Consider the following 15579-nt stretch of genomic DNA (forward strand, 5'->3'; position numbering starts at 1 on the left):
GCCTTTCTGAGCGGCAATAAAAGACACCGAGGACACCGAAATGCCAAAGCCCCTAACAACCGTAGCTTTTGATGCCGATGACACTCTTTGGCACAATGAACGTTTCTTTAGGGTTACTCAGGAACGATTTGCCGAACTTTTAATGGACCACACGCCACAGGATATGGGGCCAGAGCAGCTTGACCGGCTTTTGCTTGAGGCCGAAGGACGCAATCTGGGCCGCTACGGCTATGGTGTCAAAGGTTTCACCCTGTCGATGATCGAAACCGCAATTGATGTGACGGATGCCCGGGTTCCCGCCAAAGTGATTCAGGAATTGCTCGAAGCGGGTCAGATGATGCTGTCTTACCCGATTGAACTGCTGCCCCATGCCAAATCTGCGGTGACAGCGCTTTCAGCAGAGTATGAGCTGATATTGATCACCAAGGGCGATCTGCTGGATCAGGAACGAAAATTGGCCCAGTCAGGCCTGGGGGATATGTTTGACGGGGTTGAAATCGTTTCTGAAAAGACCGCCGCAGCCTATCACGACATCTTCAAACGCCACGGTCATGAGCCTGGTCAGGTGATGATGGTTGGAAATTCCATGCGCTCTGACATTCTTCCTGTGCTAGAGGCCGGTGGCTGGGCCACCTTTGTGCCGCACGGCTTGGTTTGGGATCACGAACATGCCGAACCACCCACCGATCAATCCCGCTATTTCGAGATTGAAGATCTCGGCGGATTGGTCGATCTCATCAAGCGTCTCCCACTGTAAACGGACCCCGAAATGCCCCAAGCTGACCTCTCCTATTCCGCCGATCTGCCGCTCAACATCCCCGCAATCCTTCAATCCATTGAAGCCACCATAAAAGCCTTTGACCCGACCTCGGGCGACTGTAAGGCCCGCGCCCATCCGGTGGCCCAGACCTTGCACAATCACCTATTGCTGCGCCTGTCGCTGTTGCAAAAACCGCACCGTTCCGATGAGTTCATGACGGCGCTCAACCAGCAACTGGCGGACAGGTTGAAACCCCAGCTGCCAACGGGCGTCATTTTGGGAATCGAATTGCAGTTTTTGTCGCCCTGTTACGGCTCTTACACGCTTTAATTCTGCACCCGGCATCTTGCGGGGTGTTGCAGCCCCGCATCAAAATCAGTTCTGCGGCTAGAAATCGCGCCAATCCAACCGCTTTCGGCTAGCGAAATTCATTAACCTTTCATTTACGATACGCCGATTTCGCGGAACCCACCCTTTCTACATACTACATATAGATTCAGGCCTCGGTTTGGCTGCAGCTGCAGCAACTAGGAACTGTTTATTCTAAATCTTGTCTATGTTACGCTCAATTCAGAGCAAAAATCGTCAGCTGAAAATCAGCGACATGAGGCAAACATGGCAGATATCGCGCAGGTTCCCCACGGGCGAACTCCCTGCTCCTGTTGGAGCATTCCGAAAGCTGTTCTAGATCAGTGGTCGCGGCTTCGGCGCGGCCTGATTTCCTGTTTGCTCGCACTCCTTACCCTGTCAGCCATCAGCGCCCATGCCGCGCCATATGCGGCAATGGTTCAGGATGCACGTACCGGAGAGGTGCTTCATTCGCGCAATGCTGACACCCGTCTGCACCCGGCTTCGCTGACCAAGATGATGACGCTCTACATCGCATTTGAAGCGGTGCGTAACGGTGAGATCACCCTCGACACCAAGGTAAAGATCTCACGCAATGCCGCCGCCGAGCCGCCCTCCAAACTGGGACTGAAATCTGGCCAGCGAATTGCGCTGCGCTATTTGATCCGCGCTGCCGCGGTGAAATCAGCCAATGACGCCGCCACTGCCATCGGCGAAGCAATCTCCGGGTCTGAAGCAGCCTTTTCCCGCCGCATGAATCGCACGGCCAAAGCATTGGGCATGTCACGGACCTCGTTCAAAAACGCACATGGTCTGACCTCCAAAGGGCATATGTCCACCGCTCGTGACATGACCACGCTGGGGCGGCATATCCTTTACGACTATCCTGAATATTATAACCTGTTTTCGCGCAAATCCGCGAATGCAGGTATACGCACGGTCGCCAATACCAACCGCCGCCTTCTGGCAAACTACAAAGGCGCGGATGGGATCAAGACCGGCTACACCAATGCAGCAGGCTTCAATCTGGTGGCATCGGCCAAACGTGGCAATGAACGTATCATTGCAACGGTCTTTGGCGGCAAATCCACAACCTCGCGCAACGCCAAAGTGGCAGAGCTGCTGGATCTCGGCTTCCGCCGGGCGCCACGTCACGCCAAGCTGCGCAGACCAAAACGCCCGGTCTATCAGGGCAACCGGGGCCTTAAGGTTGCTTCGACCGGCACGACCCCCGAGGGCGTGGGCAAATCAATCCGCGTAAGCGGTGTGGTCAAACGCAGCCTGCTTCCAAAACTGCGACCCGCAACTGAGGCAACCACACTGGTTGTTGCCAGCGCAGAGCCCGTGTCCAATGAACCATTGCCCAATAACAGCGCAGATCGCGATGACCTGCAGGCAGGCATTGTTGCAGCCTTAACTGAGGCCGCAACAGATACCAGCGCTGCAAACGCGCCAACTGGCGACGCACAGGTGATTGCGGCGGTGGCTTCAGCTGCAGCGGTTGCTCCAAAACCGGCATCACGCGTTCAGATCTACCACAGCGGCCTGCGTCCACGCCTGCGCCCGGCACAATTTCAAACAGCTTCTGCACAGGATGCGGAACCCGTTGTAGTCACCCGGCTTTCCACATCGGGTGGGCGTTATTGGGGCATCAATGTTGGCCGCTACACCAACCGTTTCAAGGCGGAAAAGGTGTTGTTGAAAACCGCGCTGACCGAAACCTCAACCCTGCACGGATCCCTGCGCAAAGTGGTGAAATCACCACGTGGGTTTGATGCAAACTTCCTTGGGATGAGCCGGGAAACCGCTGAACTGGCCTGCCGCCGCCTGAATGCGCGCAATATCCCATGTGAAACCATCGGCCCACGGTCGTAAAACAGCTTTCCAGATAGACAGACGGGCGCTCAAAAGCGCCCGTTTTTGTTTTGGATCTGTTTTGTTTTGCCCTGTTTCGATTTAGCCCTGTGGTTCAGGGCTTGGGGTGGTCATCCCAATCCTCGTTGAGGATACGACGCGCATCACCTTCGGGATCATCATATTGGCTAGAGCGCACCGTATAGACAAAGGCCGCCAGACCAGCACCGCCCAGCAGCAGCGAAATCGGAATAAGATAGGACAGTACAGTCACGCGCCCGCTCCTTTAGCGCAGTCTCAGCGCGTTTAGTGATACAGTGATCGATGACATAGACATTGCCAGGGCCGCGATCAACGGGGTGGCAAGACCAGCCACCGCCAGCGGCACCGCAATCACATTGTACAAGGTCGCGAGGCGGAAGTTTTCCCGAATACGCCGCGTTGCCCGCTGCGCCGTTGCGCAGGCATCGGCAATCGGCTCCAGATCTTTGCCCAGCAAGACCACATCAGAGGCCACTCGCGCCGCATCCAGCGCCGTTGCGGGAGAGATCGACACATGCGCCGCCGCCAAAGCCGCGGTGTCATTGAGCCCATCGCCCACCATCAAAACCTTTTTGCCTGCTTCCGAAAACGCCTGAATTTGAGCAAGCTTTTCCTCAGGCAAACTGCCTGCGCGCCAGGCTGGAATGTTCAGCCGCTCTGCCAGTGCCTGCACCGGAGCTTGCGCATCGCCGGACAAAAGCACCACGTCTTTGTCTGCTGCCAAAAGCTGTTGGACCACCGCTTCCGCACCGGGGCGCAGGCTATCTGCAAAGGTGAAGACTTTTGCGCGCCCCTCCCCAGTTTCAAGATAGGCCGCAGTCTGGCTGACCTCATCGGCACCAACCCATTCGGCACGGCCCAGACGGATGGTCTTGCCATGCAGCTGCGCTTCGGTGCCAAATCCGGGCACTTCGCGGTGGGCGTCAATTGTGGCAGGCTTGATACCAGCGTCGCGCGCCGCCCGAACCAGCGCCTGCGACAGCGGATGGGATGACCCTTCAGCCAGCGCCAGAGCGATTTCCAGATCGCGGCGGCTGTGCTCACCCAGGTTGGTGACGTCGGGCGTGCCCTCAGTCAGCGTGCCGGTTTTGTCAAACACCACAGTGTCGACCTCGGACAGGCGCTCCAATGCAGTGGCGTTTTTAATCAACAGGCCGCGTTTGAACAGCCGTCCTGAGGCTGCTGTGGTCACAGCTGGAACCGCAAGCCCCAGCGCACAGGGGCAGGTGATGATCAACACCGCCGCCGCAATATTGAGCGCGGTGCGCAAATCAAAGGTCCACAGATACCAGCCCAGAAACGCCAGCGCTGACAGGATATGTACGCCCGGCGCATAAAGTTTCGCCGCCTTATCCGCAAGCGACGTATAGCGCGACCGCCCGCTTTCGGCGATGGTCACCAGATCGGCCATACGATGAAGCGAGGTTTCCGCCCCAACGGCCGTGGCCCGCACGGTTAGTGGCCCGGTCAGATTGACTTCACCAGCAGAAACCACCTGCCCCGGCTCTGCAAATACAGGCACGGTTTCACCCGTGAGCAATGAGCGATCAAGCTCGGACCGGCCATCAACGATCACACCGTCCACCGGCATACGCCCCCCGGCCCGCACACGCACCAGATCGTCGATCGCAAGGTCTGCAACGGCCACTTCTTCTTCTGCGCCATTCACAAGCTTTAACGCGCGCGGCACTTCCAGCGCGGTGAGTTCTTCAGCGGCAGAGCGCGCCACCGCGCGGGTACGCTGATCCAGATAGCGCCCGGCAAGCAGAAAGAACGTCAACGTCAAAGCTGCATCAAAATAGGCATGTTCACCGCCGAGACTGGTTTCCCACAGCGACGTAACAAGCGCGAGCAAAAGCGCCAGTACGATCGGCACATCCATATTGAGACGGTGTACTTTCAACGCGCTCCAGGCGTTTACAAAAAAGGGCTTGCCCGCATAGGCAACCGCAGGCAGCGAAATCGCCGCTGAAATCCAGTGAAACATATCCCGCGTTGTATCACTGGCTCCAGACCAGACCGACACTGACAAGAGCATCACATTCATCGAGGCAAAGCCTGCAACCGCCAGGCGCATCGCCAGATCGCGGCCAACCTTGTCCGTCTGCGTGCTTGAAAGCTGCGACAGATCCAGCTCGTGGGCTTCATAGCCCAGCCCTTCTACCACCGGCACCAGATCTGCGGCGCGCAGTTCGGGATCAGCCTCAATCAACGCGCGCTTCAAGGTCAGATTGACCCGCGCGGAATGAATGCCGGGATGGGCCGACAGGCCACGCTCAATTTTGGAGATACAGGCCTGACAGTGAATGGTGGGCAAAGACAGCGCAAGCCGCGCCTCTTTGGGCGCGGTCTCGATGTGCTCGCTTGGGGCTGCGGCGCAGCCGGGGCACACCGCCATATGCGGACGATGAGGATCGGCGCTTGTGCTCATTTAGCAGCCTCTTGCACGTGGACAATCACACGTTGGGTGAACTCGGTGCCGTTCTTTGCCCGCGCCACCATGCGCAGGTTCCAGTTGCCTTTGTCCACGGTGACGGGCGCAACATAGGCGCTGCCGTCAAAGGTGAATTCAGGTGTCTGGTCATCCTTCACATGGGTGGCCCGACCAAAGGTCGCGGTGAGTTTGGCCACTTCCACGGGCTGCCCATCTTGATCGTTGATCATCAGATGCAGCAGGTCACCTTTTACTTCGGCGTTTACCTCCCACCCCAGCGCGCGCTGCGCCTGACGGCGGGCATCAAACTCCTGGCTGGCAACATAAGAGTTCTTCACTTCAAGGCCGGGAAACGTGCTGACCGCTTTGACCGCCAGGGTGATATTCACCCCGATGATGATTGCGAAAGCGCTGCAAAAGATCAAAAGCGCGTGACGACCAGTGAATTTCCACTGTGTTTTTTCAGCCATCATCATTGTCCCCGTCCGTTAAAGGTGGTGTCCTTGGATGCACGTTCCCCACTTTGCAGATCTTCGACCCAGATCCGCAGATCCATCGTATCAACCCCTGCAGGCGCTGTGCCTTTGGGCGCGATCACATAGACCCGTTGCAGATGGGCCGCATCGGCAGGCACCTCAACAATATTGTCGTCTTCGCGCTCAAGCTCAATACGGTAGGCGTCATTGCCTGTCGCAGTCAGCTCAAACAGACGCGCTTCACCATGTTTATTGCGCAGGCGCACATCATAGGTGTTGCGGATCGAGCCATCCGAAAGCGTCACATAAGTTGGGTTGCGCACAGGTGCGACAGTCAGATCAACTTCGGGACGGATGAACAGCGCATAAAGCAATGCAAAACCGATGGCCGACCACAAAACAGTATACAAGATCGTCCGTGGCCGCAAAATATGCACCCAGGCTGAGCGCGGTTTTTTGCCCTCAATCTCGCGGCTTTCGTCCGACAGCGCGAGATAGTCGATCAACCCACGTGGTTTGCCCACTTTGGCCATGATATCATCGCAGGCATCGATACACAGCGCACAGGTGATACACTCCATCTGCTGACCATCCCGAATGTCGATCCCCATCGGACACACATTCACACAGGCCATACAGTTGATGCAGTCCCCCTTGGGCGGAGCATCAGCATCTTTGCTTGCTTTGCCGCGCGGCTCACCGCGCCAAGAACGATAGCCCACCGTCAGGGTGTCTTCGTCCATCATCGCGGCCTGGATACGTGGCCACGGGCAGGCGTAGATACAGATCTGTTCACGCGCAAAGCCACCAAACACAAAGGTTGTCGCGGTGAGAACAGCAATAGTGGTGTAGGCTACAGAATGCGCCTGACCCGTCACCAGATCCACCATCAAAGTGGGCGCATCGGCAAAATAGAACACCCAGGCCCCACCTGTTGCGAGACCAATCAACAACCAGGAAAGCCATTTGGTCACGCGCAGGCGCAGCTTGCGGAAATCCATTTTTTCCTGACGGTGCAGCCGCAGACGTGCGTTTCGATCGCCCTCAATCCAGCGCTCTACCAGCATATAAAGGTCGGTCCAGACAGTCTGTGGGCAGGTATAGCCGCACCAGACCCGACCAAGGGCAGAGGTAAAGAGGAACAACCCCAAACCGGCCATAATCAATAGCCCGGCCACAAAATAGAACTCATGCGGCCAGATCTCGATCCAGAGGAAATAAAAACGGCGGTTGGCGAGATCAATCAGCACAGCCTGATCCGGCAGATTAGGACCGCGGTCCCACCGGAGCCAGGGTGTGAGATAATAAATACCTAGGGTCACCGCCATGATGAACCATTTTAGGTTTCGAAATTTTCCAGAGACACGACGCGGAAAGATAGGTTCCCTTGCGGCATAGAGGCTGGGGGTCGGACTGGAATCGCTCACGGGGCGTGCTCCAATTTAATTACATCGCTCACCACCCTTTTTATAATAATTCAAATTTCTGACTTTGACGTGGATCAAAATAGACATGCGGGATGGATGTTTTCGGCCCGGATCGACTGCGCAAAATGTCGCGCTTGCGGCTATTTTTCCCGCTGCTGGCGCAGCCAAGACAGGAATTTGCGGGTTTGTGGTCGCATAAACCCCGGCCGTGTCACGATATAATACCCGCCAGAAACCTCCTCGTGAAACAGTGTGAGCAGTCTTTGACTGTCCAGCTCCTCTTGCACAAATTCCTTGATCTTCATTGCCACGCCCTGCCCGCGCAAAACCGCATCAAGCAACAGATTACCCGGCAATGTGATACGCGCGCCCCGCGGCCCATCATCCACCCCGCGTGAGCGCATCCAGCTTGAGGCCTCATTGGTGCCAAGTTCCTCGATCCAGGGAAAACAGCGCAGATCCTCGGGCTGGCTGACCTGCTGCCCCTGCACCAGCGAAGGTGCTGCAACAACAACCAGCTGCACCGACATCAGCAGTTCTGCATCAAGGCCGGGCCAGTGCCCCTGACCATAGCGCAATGCGATATCCACCCCTGCGGCGTCGAGATCAACCACAGCCCCCGTCGGATCCAGCACCAGATCCACTTCGGGGTGGCGTTCGCGAAAGCTGCCCAGCCGTGGCATCAGCCATTTGGCCGCAAACATTGGCGTGCAGGAAATATGCAGCGGGCGCGCGTCACGCTCGTTTGCGACCTCCTGCACCACGTTTGAAATCATCGCAAACCCCAACTGCGTGGCCTGCGCAAGGCGCTTCCCTTCTGGGGTCAGCTGCAGGGCCCTGCCCTGACGTTCAACCAAGGCAACCCCCAGGTAGGTTTCCAGCGCACGCAGCTGCTGGCTTATGGCAGCATGGCTTACATTTAAGCCCTTGGCCGCATCTGCCAGGTTTCCGTGCTCAGCAAAGGATGAAAAGGCACGAAGCGCGGCAAGCGGTGGCATCTTCATCCAATCCATACTTAATCCCTGCTTACATATTGGAATTCCAATTGACTCGCATAAAATCGCAGTTCTGGCAACGTTTGTGGCAAGAGACCCAACCCAAACGGAGACGTCGCCATGTTGACCAGCGTATATTCCCATGTGTTTCTGACTGCCGCGGGCTTTGACACCAAGGCCCTGCCGCCCATTGACGACCACCCTCGCCCGGCACCAAAGCGCCGCAGAAAATCATTGTTTGTGTGGGAAAAAAAGGTGCCGATGCTTCGGGAAACGCGCGAACAATGCGAAGCACCGACACCAGATTCGCGCTTGGATGAAGCACGAACAGGGAAGGTCTGTCTCGGAAAGTCAGCTAGTCAGATCTGACTTAGGACCCAGCCTCATATGACAACACACCGGGCTTTGGGGCTTTGATCTACGTCAACCGGTGAAATGAAAGCGCCGAAAAAAGAAACGGGGGCCAAATTTGGCCCCCGTCTGTAAATTATCGATCAGGTGATTATTCACCGCCACCCAGCTGGTGCACATAGGCTGTGACAGCGCGAACTTCAGCTTCACTCAGGCGGCCAGACCAGGCTGGCATCACACCAAAGCGTGCGTTGTTGATGGTTTCCACAACATCATCGTAGGAGCCACCATAAAGCCAGATTGCATCTGCCAGATTGGGTGCACCTTGATAGATATCACCTTCCGCCTGCTCGCCGTGACACGCGGCGCAGTTGTCAGCAAAGAGCACTTTGCCTTCTTCTACGACGCTTGCATCCATCGGGTCTCCCGACAGCGAGATCACGTAGTTGGCGATCGCCGAGATTTCACCTTTTTCCAGCAGCTCATCGCGGCCAAAGGCAGGCATCTCGGAATAACGCGCATCATCGTCGTCCTCGTTGCGGATACCATGGCTGACGGTCATCTGGATGTCCTCGATGGTACCACCCCAGAGCCAGTCATCATCCAGCAGGTTCGGATAACCAACCGCACCCGCCGCACCAGAGCCGTGACACTGCGCACACCATGTTTTGAACACGGCAGAACCGGCAGAAATCGCATAGCTGTGCAGATCAGGATCTGCGGCGATCGCAGCCATATCAACCGCTTCCAAACGGGCGTTGATCGGACCATTTGCAGCATCAACCGCAGCGATGTCTTCAGCAACATTTGCACGTGTGGACCAGCCCAACAGACCGGTGGTGGCGCGGTTCACCATGGGCCAGGCCGGATAGGCAATCGTATAGCCAATGGCCCAGATGATGCAGAGATAGAAGGTCCACAACCACCAGCGTGGCATCGGGTTGTCGAATTCCTCGATCCCATCCCAGCTGTGGCCAGTGGTGGGGACATCTTGAGGTTTGACCGGTTTCTTACTCATGTCCGGGCCTCCTCGGGCTGCGCGGGCTTATCCGCATGGCGAAAAGGAATGTCGGCGGTGTCCGCGTGGACCTTGGCGCTGCCGGGGCGGAAGCACCAGACAACAACACCAACAAAGAATACAAACAGCATCAAAAGCATCCAGCTGTCTGCAAATTGGCGAAGGAGCGTATAAAGTTCCATTATTCTCTCCTTAGCGGCTTGCGTCGGGGGTGAAGGTCGAGAAATCAACCAAAGTCCCGAGCATCTGCAGGTAGGCGATCAACGCATCGGCCTCAGACACACCAGGCTGGCCATCAAAGTTACGCACATTGATGTCTTCGCCATAGCGTTCCAGCAGGCCGTCATAATCGCTGTCGGGATCCGCTTGTGCGCGGAAATCAAGCGAGGCTTGCTTCACCATATCGTCAGAGTAAGGCACGCCAACGATCGCCTGAGTTGCCATCAGATCACCGATGTATTCGCCATCCACAAGGGTACGTTCGAGGAAGCCATATTTCGGCATCACCGATTCCGGCACCACGGATTGCGGATCGCGCAGGTGGTCCACGTGCCAATCATCCGAATAACGTCCCCCAACACGGGCCAGATCCGGCCCGGTGCGTTTGGAACCCCATTGGAACGGGTGATCATACATGGATTCCGCCGCCAATGAGTAGTGGCCATAACGCTCCACCTCATCGCGCATCGGGCGGATCATCTGACTGTGGCAGACATAGCAGCCTTCGCGGATGTAGACCTCACGCCCCGCCAGCTCCAGCGGGGTGTAAGGGCGCATGCCTTCGACCTTCTCAATGGTGTTTTCCAGGTAAAACAGCGGTGTGATCTGCACCAGACCACCGATGGTCACCACCAGAAAAGAGAAAATCAACAGGAGGGTTGCATTGGTTTCAAGGATTTTATGCTTGTCGAGAATTGCCATCTCTCCGGCCCTCCTTATTCAGCAGGGACTGCAACCGAAAGGCTGGCTTCTTTAGCCGGGGCCTTACGGACAGTCATCACAAGGTTGTAGCACATGATCAGCGCACCGGTGAGGTACATGACCCCGCCCACTCCGCGCACCACATACATCGGGAATTTGGCTGCAACAGTGTCGGCAAAGGAGTTCACAAGGAACCCGTTGGCATCCACTTCACGCCACATCAGGCCTTCCATAATGCCGGTCACCCACATGGAGGCCGCATAAAGAACGATACCGATGGTGGCGAGCCAGAAGTGCCAGCTGACGAGCCCCAGCGAATAGAGGTTCTCCCGCTTCCACAGAACTGGTGTCAGATAGTAAAGCGCACCAAAGGTGATCATACCATTCCAACCCAACGCACCAGAGTGCACGTGACCAATGGTCCAGTCGGTATAGTGGCTGAGCGAGTTCACCGCACGGATCGACATCATCGGACCCTCAAAAGTGGACATGCCGTAGAAAGCCACCGAGATCACCAGCATCCGCAACACAGGGTCGGTTCTGAGCTTGTCCCAGGCACCCGAGAGCGTCATCAGACCGTTGATCATACCACCCCAAGACGGCATCCACAGCACGATCGAGAACACCATGCCAAGGGTCGAAGCCCAGTCCGGCAGCGCGGTGTAGTGCAGATGGTGCGGGCCTGCCCAGATATACAGGAAGATCAGCGCCCAGAAGTGAATGATCGACAGCTTGTAACTAAAGACCGGACGTCCAGCCTGCTTTGGAATGAAATAGTACATCATCCCCAAGAAGCCCGCAGTCAGGAAGAAGCCCACTGCGTTGTGCCCATACCACCATTGAACCATCGCGTCTTGCACACCAGGCCAGACAATGACGGATCTGGAGCCCCAGATTGAAACCGGGATGGTCAGATTGTTCACCAGGTGCAACATGGCCACGGTCACGATAAAGGCGAGAAAGAACCAGTTGGCCACATAGATATGCGGCTCGCGGCGTTTGATGATGGTGCCAAGGTAGACCGCCAGATAGGCAACCCAGACCACAGTCAGCCAGATATCAACATACCATTCGGGCTCAGCGTATTCTTTGGATTGGGTGGCGCCCAACAGGTAACCGGTCGCTGCCAAAACGATAAACAGCTGATAGCCCCAGAACACAAACCAGGCCAGGTTACCGCCCCACAGCCGCGCGGCTGAGGTCCGTTGAACCACATAAAAAGACGACGCCATCAGCGCGTTGCCACCAAAGGCAAAAATCACCGCAGAGGTGTGCAGCGGGCGCAGGCGTCCAAAGTTGGCATAGCCTTCAGCCCAGTTAAAGTTCAGCCCCGGAAAGGCCAGCTGGAACGCAATGAACGTGCCCGCAAGAAAGCCCACAACGCCCCAAAAGGCGGTGGCAATCACACCGGCACGGATCACTCCGTCCATATATTCGTGGGTTGGCATCGGCGCCGTGGGTTCATCGGTTTGGCGCAGCGTGTACAAAAACATACCGCCAGCAACCAACATCACGATAACCGCATGCACCTGATAGGCCAAATCGCGTGCGAAATTGATCCCGAGCATCGCAAAAAGCGTAATGAGACCAAGCACTATCAGCTTGATATAGTTAGACATTTCTCGTCCCTTTACCTTGCCCTTATCGATTCTCCTGAACAACTTCGGGCGGTTTCAGACCGGAGATGTGATGCCCTATCCTGTCAAAGCTAGCCTTGATCTGCATCAAAACCCTCATATTCGATTCATGCAAAACATGAGGGCGTAAAGGTTCGCAACGTGAGCTTAGGAGGTGCAAGATGTCTTATAAAACTCTGTTGACCGTGATCAGTGATGCCGAGGGCGCGCTGGCGCCACTCAATCAGACCAGCACCTTGGCCAGCTGGTTTGAGGCACATATTGATGCGCTCTGTTTGGGAGTGGACCGTACCCAGGCCAGCTACGATTATGGCATGGCGAACTCAATGCTGATGCAGAAATCGCTGCAAACCGCCCGCGAAGAAGCCGCCGCATTGCAGTCCTTTGCCGAAGCACACTTTGCCCGGGATGATGTCCCGTTTTCAGTTTCACACGCGGTCAGCCCATTGGGTGAGATTGCCAGAAGCGTGTCCCGCCACGGTCGTTTCTGCGATTTGATGGTCCTTGGCAAACCCTACGGCAAAAACGCCAGCATAGAAGCCGAAGCCATCGTCGAAGCGGGGCTGTTTGAAAGCGCGGCACCGGTGCTTATTGTGCCCCATGACGACACGCTGCGCGGCATACCAAAATCCATCGTCGTGGGCTGGAATGAAAGCGCCGAGGCGCTCTCGGCGGTGCGCAAGGCGCTGCCTTTCCTCAAAGCAGCTGAGATCGTGCATGTTGCTGTGATCGACCCGCCACGCCACAGCCCCAACCGCTCAGATCCCGGTGGGCAGCTTTGTCAGATGCTTGCGCGTCACGGGGTCAACTGTGATGTGAACGTGTTGTGCAAATCCATGCCGCGCACCTCGGATGTTTTGTTGCGCCATATGGATGATACCGCATCTGATCTGCTGGTGATGGGGGCCTATGGCCATTCGCGTTTCCGCGAGGCGATCCTTGGGGGTGCGACCCGCCATATTCTGGAAACCACCACCAAACCGGTATTGATGGCGCATTAAACAGCCAGAGTTTCTAAATGTGCCGCCAGTTCTTGTGTGTCCAATCCACTATTGGCGGCCCAGATTGACCTGCGCCCGTCTCCCAACGCAGCTGGTGCAGGTCGATCACTTTTAACACGTTGAAACCTGTTGTCAGCGCGCCGTCAGGTCAGACCAGATAGCCCCCATCGCTGTCGTCACCTGCCTCTTCGATCAGGCGGCTCATATCGGGCACGATCACATGGCGCTTGCCTTCCAGTGAAATCACACCTGATTTTCGCAATGCTGAAATCTGGCGACTTACAGTCTCCAGTGTCAGCCCCAGATAATCCGCCATGGCTTCACGGGTCAGCGGCAGTTCAAACTCCACCTGCGCCCCAGCACCAGCGTCGAAATGTGCGTCGCGACGGGCAATGATGGACAGCAGGCTCGCAATCTTTTCCCGCGCGGTTTTGCGACCCAGAACCAGCATCCACTCACGCGCCGCGTCCAGCTCATCCAGAGTCATCTCCAACAGACGGTGCGCGATGTGCGGCGTGCGCGCCATCATCTCTTCAAACGGTTTCTTGCGGAAACAACACATCATAACCGTTGTCGTGGCGACCACATTATAGGCTGCGCCCTCACGGCCGGGACGCCCTACAAAATCGCTTGGCAACAGAAGGCCCACCATCTGGGTGCGCCCATCTTCCATAGTCTGAGTAAGCGTCGCCACCCCCCCAACAATCGAGCCAACAAAATCCATTTTGTCGCCAGACCAGACGATGGGTTGGCCAGCCTCATAGCTGCGATAATACTTGATACCGTCGAGTTCCTCCAGCTCATCGCCATTACAACGCGCACAGACCGCGCGATGGCGGATCGGGCAATCAGAGCACTTCACTTGCGTTAAAACAGGGGCAGCCATGGCGGGATTCCAATTGATCTGGGTCAATGACCTGGGGAGTGGATATTACCTAAACTAAATGCATGGACATAAAATCACAATTGGCCCGGCTCGGTTTATTCGATGCCAAAGTGCCGCGGTATACCAGCTACCCCACCGCACCCCATTTCAAAAACGGGGTCGATAGTGAAGTTTTTTCCAGTTGGATCAAGTCGATACCCGAAAATGGATCGATATCCCTATACGTGCACGTCCCATTTTGTCGCAGGTTATGCTGGTTTTGCGCCTGTCGTACGCAGGGCACACAATCGGACTCTCCCGTGCGCGCCTATCTGGAAACGTTGAAATCTGAACTGGCGCAGCTCGGAGAGATTCTGCCGTCCGGTGTCACGCTTTCACGGCTGCATTGGGGTGGTGGCACCCCGACGCTCTTGTCAGCTGAGATGATGCGCGAACTGGCGACAGATATTGCAAATGTTGCGCCCTTTGGCCGGGATGCGGAATTTTCAGTAGAAATCGACCCGAATGAAATTGACGCCGCGCGGGTTGAAGCGCTGGTCGCAGCCGGGATGAACCGTGCCTCAATTGGGGTGCAGGACTTTGATCCGCAGATTCAGGAAACCATTGGCCGCCCACAAAGCTACGAGGTGACCAGCGAAACCGTCGATTTGCTGCGCAGCCAGGGAATCACCAGCCTCAACGCCGACATTCTGTATGGCCTGCCGCATCAGACCAATACGCGGATGGCGGACAGCGTGCAGAAACTGCTGTCGCTGTCGCCTGATCGGGTCGCGCTTTATGGCTATGCGCATGTGCCCTGGATGGCCCGTCGCCAGAATATGATTCCATCAGAGGCGCTGCCCACACCCGAGGCGCGGCTGGAATTGTTTGAAACCGCGCAACAGCTGTTTGCCTGGGATGGCTATTGCGAGATCGGCATTGATCACTTTGCCCGCCCCTCTGATGGGCTTGCTGTGGCGCAAAAACTTGGCAAGCTGCGGCGCAATTTCCAGGGCTATACCGATGACCGCTCTGATGTGTTGATCGGTGTTGGCGCCTCCTCCATCTCACGCTTCCCGCAAGGATACGCACAAAACGCGCCCGCCACTTCGGCGCATACAACGGCCATTCGCGATGGCCGGTTTTCAACCACGCGTGGCCATGTGTTTTCCGCCGATGACAGGCTGCGGTCGCGCATGATCGAAGCCTTGATGTGTGACTTCCGTATTGAGTTCACCGATATCTTGCAGCGGTTCGACATCAGCAAATCCGCACTGAACGCGATGATTGAACAGGTGGCGGTGCGCTTCCCGGATATGGTCAAGATCACCAGCGACAGCTTTATCATCCTGCCAAAAGCACAACCGCTGACCCGCGTCATCGCCCGTGAGTTTGATGCCTACGACCTGAGCAAAGCAGGCCATAGCGCCGCGATCTAACGCCTATCAAG

The 15579-nt window shown here is 56.5% G+C and carries 16 protein-coding genes; 6 read left to right on the plus strand and 10 right to left on the minus strand.

What is annotated here, in order from left to right; all coding sequences use genetic code 11:
• The first annotated feature begins 40 nt into the window (after positions 1-40).
• The 3 genes from GG681_RS07155 (at position 41) to GG681_RS07165 (ending at position 2983) form a co-directional block, all read left to right on the plus strand.
• On the plus strand, positions 41-757 hold the full coding sequence (locus tag GG681_RS07155) for an HAD family hydrolase (protein WP_153546551.1): 717 nt from the start codon (positions 41-43) through the stop codon (positions 755-757).
• Between the two features lie 12 nt (positions 758-769).
• Positions 770-1090, plus strand: a complete 321-nt coding sequence (locus GG681_RS07160) for a hypothetical protein (protein ID WP_153546553.1) — start codon at positions 770-772, stop codon at positions 1088-1090.
• Between the two features lie 285 nt (positions 1091-1375).
• Positions 1376-2983 carry a D-alanyl-D-alanine carboxypeptidase family protein gene (locus GG681_RS07165; RefSeq protein ID WP_153546555.1) on the plus strand — a complete coding sequence of 536 codons (1608 nt, stop codon included), beginning with the start codon at positions 1376-1378 and terminating at the stop codon, positions 2981-2983.
• 94 nt (positions 2984-3077) lie between these two features.
• Here GG681_RS07165 and ccoS read toward each other — a convergent pair whose 3' ends face one another.
• From ccoS to GG681_RS07190, 5 genes are all read right to left on the minus strand, one after another.
• Positions 3078-3236, minus strand: coding sequence for a cbb3-type cytochrome oxidase assembly protein CcoS (gene ccoS / locus GG681_RS07170; protein WP_328593300.1), 159 nt, complete (start codon positions 3234-3236; stop codon positions 3078-3080).
• Positions 3237-3248: 12 nt separating this feature from the next.
• Positions 3249-5435, minus strand: a complete 2187-nt coding sequence (locus GG681_RS07175; protein WP_153546557.1) for a heavy metal translocating P-type ATPase — start codon at positions 5433-5435, stop codon at positions 3249-3251.
• On the minus strand, positions 5432-5911 hold the full coding sequence (locus GG681_RS07180) for a FixH family protein (protein ID WP_153547028.1): 480 nt from the start codon (positions 5909-5911) through the stop codon (positions 5432-5434). Before GG681_RS07180 ends, GG681_RS07175 begins: the two co-directional genes overlap by 4 nt.
• A complete protein-coding gene (gene ccoG, locus GG681_RS07185) occupies positions 5911-7341 on the minus strand; it encodes a cytochrome c oxidase accessory protein CcoG (protein ID WP_328593301.1) in 1431 nt (476 codons plus the stop codon). The genes GG681_RS07180 and ccoG overlap by 1 nt, the downstream gene beginning before the upstream one ends.
• 140 nt (positions 7342-7481) lie before the next feature.
• Entirely contained in the window at positions 7482-8354 is an 873-nt protein-coding gene (locus tag GG681_RS07190) for a LysR family transcriptional regulator (protein WP_153546561.1), read from the minus strand.
• Between the two features lie 102 nt (positions 8355-8456).
• Between GG681_RS07190 and GG681_RS07195 the strand changes: the two genes are divergently transcribed.
• Positions 8457-8705 carry a hypothetical protein gene (locus tag GG681_RS07195; RefSeq protein WP_153546563.1) on the plus strand — a complete coding sequence of 83 codons (249 nt, stop codon included), beginning with the start codon at positions 8457-8459 and terminating at the stop codon, positions 8703-8705.
• A gap of 133 nt (positions 8706-8838) precedes the next feature.
• Here GG681_RS07195 and ccoP read toward each other — a convergent pair whose 3' ends face one another.
• From ccoP to ccoN, 4 genes are read right to left on the minus strand one after another with little or no spacing between them, the layout of a single operon-like run.
• Positions 8839-9705: a cytochrome-c oxidase, cbb3-type subunit III gene (gene ccoP / locus GG681_RS07200; RefSeq protein ID WP_153546565.1), complete on the minus strand. Its 867-nt coding sequence runs from the start codon at positions 9703-9705 to the stop codon at positions 8839-8841.
• Entirely contained in the window at positions 9702-9887 is a 186-nt protein-coding gene (locus tag GG681_RS07205) for a cbb3-type cytochrome c oxidase subunit 3 (protein ID WP_153546567.1), read from the minus strand. The genes ccoP and GG681_RS07205 overlap by 4 nt, the downstream gene beginning before the upstream one ends.
• 10 nt (positions 9888-9897) lie before the next feature.
• A complete protein-coding gene (gene ccoO / locus GG681_RS07210) occupies positions 9898-10626 on the minus strand; it encodes a cytochrome-c oxidase, cbb3-type subunit II (RefSeq protein WP_153546569.1) in 729 nt (242 codons plus the stop codon).
• A gap of 14 nt (positions 10627-10640) precedes the next feature.
• On the minus strand, positions 10641-12245 hold the full coding sequence (gene ccoN / locus GG681_RS07215; RefSeq protein WP_153546571.1) for a cytochrome-c oxidase, cbb3-type subunit I: 1605 nt from the start codon (positions 12243-12245) through the stop codon (positions 10641-10643).
• A 179-nt stretch (positions 12246-12424) separates the two neighbouring features.
• On the opposite strand from ccoN, the gene GG681_RS07220 reads away from it, so the two are divergent.
• Positions 12425-13264 (plus strand): universal stress protein, encoded by an 840-nt coding sequence (locus tag GG681_RS07220; protein WP_153546573.1) that lies wholly within the window; start codon positions 12425-12427, stop codon positions 13262-13264.
• Between the two features lie 148 nt (positions 13265-13412).
• On the opposite strand, the gene fnrL is transcribed toward GG681_RS07220, so the two are convergent.
• Entirely contained in the window at positions 13413-14150 is a 738-nt protein-coding gene (gene fnrL, locus GG681_RS07225; protein WP_153546575.1) for a transcriptional regulator FnrL, read from the minus strand.
• Positions 14151-14212: 62 nt separating this feature from the next.
• On the opposite strand from fnrL, the gene hemN reads away from it, so the two are divergent.
• Complete coding sequence (hemN, locus tag GG681_RS07230) at positions 14213-15568, plus strand: oxygen-independent coproporphyrinogen III oxidase (protein WP_153546577.1); 1356 nt, start codon at positions 14213-14215, stop codon at positions 15566-15568.
• Positions 15569-15579: the final 11 nt, after the last annotated feature.

Source organism: Tritonibacter aquimaris, assembly GCF_009617595.1.
Lineage (GTDB): Bacteria > Pseudomonadota > Alphaproteobacteria > Rhodobacterales > Rhodobacteraceae > Epibacterium > Epibacterium aquimaris.

Coding starts and splice junctions, on each gene's coding strand:
- GG681_RS07160 (WP_153546553.1), top strand. CDS start 770: ATGCCCCAAGCTGACCTCTCCTATTCCGCCGATCTGCCGCTCAACATC.
- GG681_RS07190 (WP_153546561.1), bottom strand. CDS start 8,354: ATGGATTGGATGAAGATGCCACCGCTTGCCGCGCTTCGTGCCTTTTCA.
- fnrL (WP_153546575.1), bottom strand. CDS start 14,150: ATGGCTGCCCCTGTTTTAACGCAAGTGAAGTGCTCTGATTGCCCGATC.
- hemN (WP_153546577.1), top strand. CDS start 14,213: ATGGACATAAAATCACAATTGGCCCGGCTCGGTTTATTCGATGCCAAA.
- ccoN (WP_153546571.1), bottom strand. CDS start 12,245: ATGTCTAACTATATCAAGCTGATAGTGCTTGGTCTCATTACGCTTTTT.
- GG681_RS07180 (WP_153547028.1), bottom strand. CDS start 5,911: ATGATGGCTGAAAAAACACAGTGGAAATTCACTGGTCGTCACGCGCTT.
- GG681_RS07165 (WP_153546555.1), top strand. CDS start 1,376: ATGGCAGATATCGCGCAGGTTCCCCACGGGCGAACTCCCTGCTCCTGT.
- ccoP (WP_153546565.1), bottom strand. CDS start 9,705: ATGAGTAAGAAACCGGTCAAACCTCAAGATGTCCCCACCACTGGCCAC.
- GG681_RS07155 (WP_153546551.1), top strand. CDS start 41: ATGCCAAAGCCCCTAACAACCGTAGCTTTTGATGCCGATGACACTCTT.
- GG681_RS07175 (WP_153546557.1), bottom strand. CDS start 5,435: ATGAGCACAAGCGCCGATCCTCATCGTCCGCATATGGCGGTGTGCCCC.
- GG681_RS07205 (WP_153546567.1), bottom strand. CDS start 9,887: ATGGAACTTTATACGCTCCTTCGCCAATTTGCAGACAGCTGGATGCTT.
- ccoO (WP_153546569.1), bottom strand. CDS start 10,626: ATGGCAATTCTCGACAAGCATAAAATCCTTGAAACCAATGCAACCCTC.
- GG681_RS07220 (WP_153546573.1), top strand. CDS start 12,425: ATGTCTTATAAAACTCTGTTGACCGTGATCAGTGATGCCGAGGGCGCG.
- GG681_RS07195 (WP_153546563.1), top strand. CDS start 8,457: ATGTTGACCAGCGTATATTCCCATGTGTTTCTGACTGCCGCGGGCTTT.